At 61.6% G+C, this 4,408-nt stretch carries 3 protein-coding genes; 2 read left to right on the top strand and 1 reads right to left on the bottom strand.

What is annotated here, in order from left to right; all coding sequences use genetic code 11:
- Window positions 1-187: 187 nt before the first annotated feature.
- The gene (ycaO, locus tag ACRC1E_RS05275) at window positions 188-1,894 is read right to left on the bottom strand and encodes a 30S ribosomal protein S12 methylthiotransferase accessory factor YcaO (protein ID WP_438514062.1); all 1,707 of its coding nucleotides are present in this window, start codon (window positions 1,892-1,894) and stop codon (window positions 188-190) included.
- A 186-nt stretch (window positions 1,895-2,080) separates the two neighbouring features.
- Here ycaO and ACRC1E_RS05270 point away from each other — a divergent pair, with 186 nt between their 5' ends.
- Both ACRC1E_RS05270 and ACRC1E_RS05265 read left to right on the top strand, forming a co-directional pair.
- Window positions 2,081-3,796 carry a proline--tRNA ligase gene (locus tag ACRC1E_RS05270; RefSeq protein ID WP_438514061.1) on the top strand — a complete coding sequence of 572 codons (1,716 nt, stop codon included), beginning with the start codon at window positions 2,081-2,083 and terminating at the stop codon, window positions 3,794-3,796.
- On the top strand, window positions 3,796-4,408 hold a 613-nt coding region (locus tag ACRC1E_RS05265), incomplete at its 3' end, for a transglycosylase SLT domain-containing protein (RefSeq protein WP_438514060.1). The genes ACRC1E_RS05270 and ACRC1E_RS05265, both read left to right, overlap by 1 nt.

The raw sequence follows: 4,408 nt of genomic DNA, 5'->3' as shown, positions 1-4,408 counted from the left end.
GTGCAGCAACCCGGAAAGGTTGGCGCGAAGCTTACCCTGAAGCCACAGATGCGCCAAGCATCACCCACCTATAGCAGCTAAATTCTGTGGCGGTTGTGGTGTTGCATGTCGCGCTGCATAAAGATGATGTAGCGGGAAGCCTGAAAAAGGCAAGGCAGACGGACTGCCTTGCCTCTGTGCTGCGGGTTTAGGCCTGAAGTTTGTCGTAAGCCGTCAGCAAGCGCTGGTGCAGCTCCAGCCCTTCGAGTGCCATGCCCGGCGAGGACAGACCAAAGAAGCGCTGGCTACGTGCCAGCAATGCCTCGGCCAGCGCCAGCGTGTCGGCGCCGTAGAGCAGGGCGAGTGCCGGGCAAAAGTCGCCCTCGCCGTCCAGATCGAGCAGCGTCTCGATGCAGCGGTAGACGTGGTAACGCTCGTGACCGATCTGGCGGAAGTGGTGTATCCATTCCAGCCCTTCGCGAATGGCCGCTTTATCGCCACAGGCCAGCGCCAGCAGCGTCTTGAGTTCGCCGATACGCAAGGTCTTCCACGCCGAGCCTTCCGCTACCGCCAGACCCAGAATCTCCCATAGCGAGTGATGGTCGGCCAGAGCCAGTACCTGCAATTCGCGTAGCAATTCGGCACAGGCCTCGTCGCTCAGGCTGTGCAGCGACAGGATGGCGGGGCGGATAGCATTGCCCACGCTATTGTTTTCCCATTCCAGATCGTCGATCTGGTAGATCTCGGACATGCCCGGCACCAGAATGCGGCAGGCGTACACCCCAAGTTCGGTGAAGTCGGAGACATAGATCTCGAATTCGTCCTCGTGGATGATGGCGCACAGACGCTCGTAATCCTGCTGCGTGCTGCCCTTGAAGTCCCAGTCTTCGAAGGCAAAGTCAGGTTTGGCCGCGAGGAAGGGCCAGCCTATGATGCCGGCCGAATCGATAAAGTGGGTTTCCAGGTTGGACGGGCTGGCCACTTCATCCATATCCATGCCGGCCTCAGGGAAGCCGGCCAGTGCATCCAGCGCGCGCCCTTGCAGCAGTTCGGTGAGGGCGCGTTCCAGTGCCACTTCAAAGCTTGGGTGGGCACCGAAGCTGGCGAAGACGCCCTGATCATGCGGGTGCAGCATGGTGACGTTCATCACCGGGTAGCGGCCGCCCAGCGAGGCGTCTTTCACCAGAATGCCGAAGCCGGCGTCACGCAGGCCCTGAATGCCGGCGGCGATTTTTGGGTAGCGTGCAATGACCGCTTCCGGCACCTCCGGCAGGCAGATGCCCTCGGCGATGATGCGGAACTTGATATGGCGCTCGAGGATTTCAGACAGCGCCTGAGTGCGTGCTTCCGGCTGGGTGTTGCCGGCCGACATGCCGTTGCTGACATACAGGTTGCCGATGATGTTCACCGGAATCCATGTTTGCACTCCATCCGATACGCGGGTGTAGGGCAGGCTGCAGATGCCGCGTTCGGCATTGCCGGAATTAAGGTCGACCAGTGCGGCCGCCGCGATCGCATCGTCAGGGTTATAAAAGGGCAGCAGGTCTTCATTGAGCAGGCCGGCAGGCCAGGCGCCATCCTCCGGCAATGCGAACCAGCGCTCCTGCGGATAGTGTACATAGGGGCGATTGGCGCGTTCTTCACCCAGATAGAAATGGGTCCAGAAGTAGTGGCAGGACAGACGCTCGAACATTTCACCCAGCGCACTGGCACGGGCTGCCAGCTCGCTCGCACCCTTGCCGTTGGTAAACAGCAAAGGGCAGTCGCGGTCGCGGATATGTACCGACCAGCAGTTGTCGACCGGATTGAGCCAGGACACTTCTTCGATATTGAAGCCGCGTGCGGCCAGTTTGCCCTGCATGACGGCGATGGAGTCTTCGAGGGCGGCATCTTTGCCGGGAATGAAATGTTGCATATTGGAGAAATTTCCTGCTGGGGTAATCAATATTGGCGCGCAGCTTAGCATGCACTCCCTCTTGCCGTGGGGATAGCTGCCGTTTGCCCGCCATTGTTTGGACGCGCGCTGCACGCCCGGCTTCCACCCTTGCCCCCGCCGGCGCTACAATCGCGCTATCTAACGCAATTTCAAGGATGTTCCCCCATGCGCGCTTCGCAGTTCTTCATCTCTACCCTGAAAGAGGCTCCGGCCGATGCCGATATCGTCAGCCAGAAGCTGATGCTGCGTGCCGGCATGATCCGCAAGGTAGGCGCCGGCATCTATAGCTGGATGCCCATGGGTCTGCGTGCCTTACGCAAGGTCGAAGCCATCGTGCGTGAAGAAATGAACCGTGCCGGTGCCATCGAAATTTCGATGCCGGTGGTCCAGCCGGCTGTACTGTGGCAGGAAACCGGGCGCTGGGACAAGATGGGCGAGGAGCTGTTGCGCTTCAAGGACCGCCATGACCGTGATTTCGTGATCCAGCCGACCTCGGAAGAAGTGGTGACCGATATCGTGCGTACCGAACTCAAGAGCTATCGCCAGCTGCCCAAGAATTTCTACCAGATCCAGACCAAGTTCCGCGACGAGCGCCGCCCGCGCTTCGGCGTGATGCGTGGCCGCGAATTCACCATGAAGGACGCCTACTCCTTCGACCGCAGCGCCGACGATGCGCTGAAGAGCTACGACAATATGTTCGCCGCCTACCAGCGCGTGTTCGACCGCATGGGCCTGACTTACCGCGCGGTGGCGGCCGACACCGGCGCCATCGGTGGCGATCGCTCGCATGAATTCCAGGTCATCGCCGACACCGGTGAAGACGCCATCGTCTACTGCCCGGATTCCGATTACGCCGCCAATATCGAACTGGCCGAAGCCGTGGCGCCCAAGCTGGCGCGTCCGGCACCGGGCAGCCTGATGCACAAGGTGCGCACCCCGGGGGTGAAAACCATAGACGAGCTGGTGGCTTTTTTGTCCTGCGACATCAGGCAGACAGTGAAGGCGGTAGTGGTCGAAGGCGATGCGGAAGACAGGCTGCCGGTGCTGCTGCTGGTGCGTGGTGATCATGAACTCAATGAAATCAAGGGCGAGAAGCTTGCCGGCGTGGCCAAGCCGCTGACCTTTGCGACCCCAGAATCCATCGTTGCGGCCTTCGGCGCCCAGCCGGGCTCGCTGGGGCCCTTGGGCTTCAAGGGCAAGGTCTATGCCGACCGTACGGTTGCGCTGATGGCCGATATGGTGGTGGGCGGTAACGAAGACGACGTGCACCTGACCGGCGTCAACTTCGGCCGTGACCTGCCCGAGCCGGTGGTAGTCGATATCCGCAATGTGGTCGAAGGCGATGCATCGCCGGACGGCAAGGGCGTGCTGGCGATACAGCGCGGCATCGAAGTGGGCCATGTGTTCTATCTGGGCACCAAGTACTCCAAGGAAATGGGTGCGACCTTCCTTGATATGGACGGCAAGCCCAAGCACTTCGAAATGGGCTGCTACGGTATCGGCGTATCGCGCATTCTGGGGGCGGCCATCGAGCAGAACCATGACGAGCGCGGCATTATCTGGACCGATGCACTGGCGCCGTTCACCGTGGTGATCGTGCCTATGGGCATGAAGCGCAGCGAAGCGGTGGCCGCCGCCGCCGAGGCGCTGTATCAGGGCCTGCTGGCCAAGGGGGTGGATGTGCTGCTGGACGACCGTGACGAGCGTCCGGGCGTGCTGCTGGCCGACTCCGAGCTGATCGGCATCCCGCACCGCGTAGTGATCGGCGACCGTAGCCTGAAAGAAGGCAAGGTCGAGTATCAGCATCGCCGCGATGCCGACAAGACCGAGCTGGCCGCCGCCGATGTGCTCGGCTTCATGTTCGGCAAACTCGGCATTTGATGCGCCGCACCGTCATCGGCCTGTTGCTTGCCGCGCTGGTGATGCCGGCGTGGGCAGGGGCGCAGCGCGAAGAAGACCTGTCGCACACCGTCGCTTCGGCCTTGCGCCGCAGTGTCGGTGACGTCAATGCGCCGCGACTGGTGTTCGACAATCCGCGTGAAGGGCAGGCTTGGCTCACCGAGATGTCGGGCCGGCTTGCGCGGCGCATTCCCGATGCGTGGGCGCGCGAGCGCCTGCTGACCGCCATCCATTACGAAGCGACCCGCGCCGGTCTCGATCCGCAGATGGTGCTGGCTCTGATTCAGGTGGAAAGCGGCTTCAAGAAATATGCGGTGTCCAGTGCCGACGCGCGCGGACTGATGCAGGTGATGCCGTTCTGGACGCGCAGCATAGGCACGTCCGAGCATAATCTGTTCGATCTCACCACCAATCTGCGCTACGGCTGTGCCATCTTGCGCCATTACATCGACCGCGAAAAAGGCAATCTGTTTCTGGCCTTGGGGCGCTACAACGGTAGCCGTGGCCGCGCCGAGTATCCGGACATGGTGCGGGGTGCATGGCAGAAAAACTGGTCATGGTCGCCGCCCGCGACGCTGCGGCAGACATCCTTAC

Source organism: Craterilacuibacter sp. (assembly GCF_051659485.1).
Lineage (GTDB): Bacteria > Pseudomonadota > Gammaproteobacteria > Burkholderiales > Chromobacteriaceae > Craterilacuibacter.
The sequence above is the reverse complement of the archived record's forward strand: the minus strand, read 5'-3'. Positions and strand labels throughout refer to the sequence as shown.

What these genes read in the sequence shown, in the direction of transcription:
- ycaO (WP_438514062.1), bottom strand. Translation starts at nt 1,894, where the DNA reads ATGCAACATTTCATTCCCGGCAAAGATGCCGCCCTCGAAGACTCCATC.
- ACRC1E_RS05270 (WP_438514061.1), top strand. Translation starts at nt 2,081, where the DNA reads ATGCGCGCTTCGCAGTTCTTCATCTCTACCCTGAAAGAGGCTCCGGCC.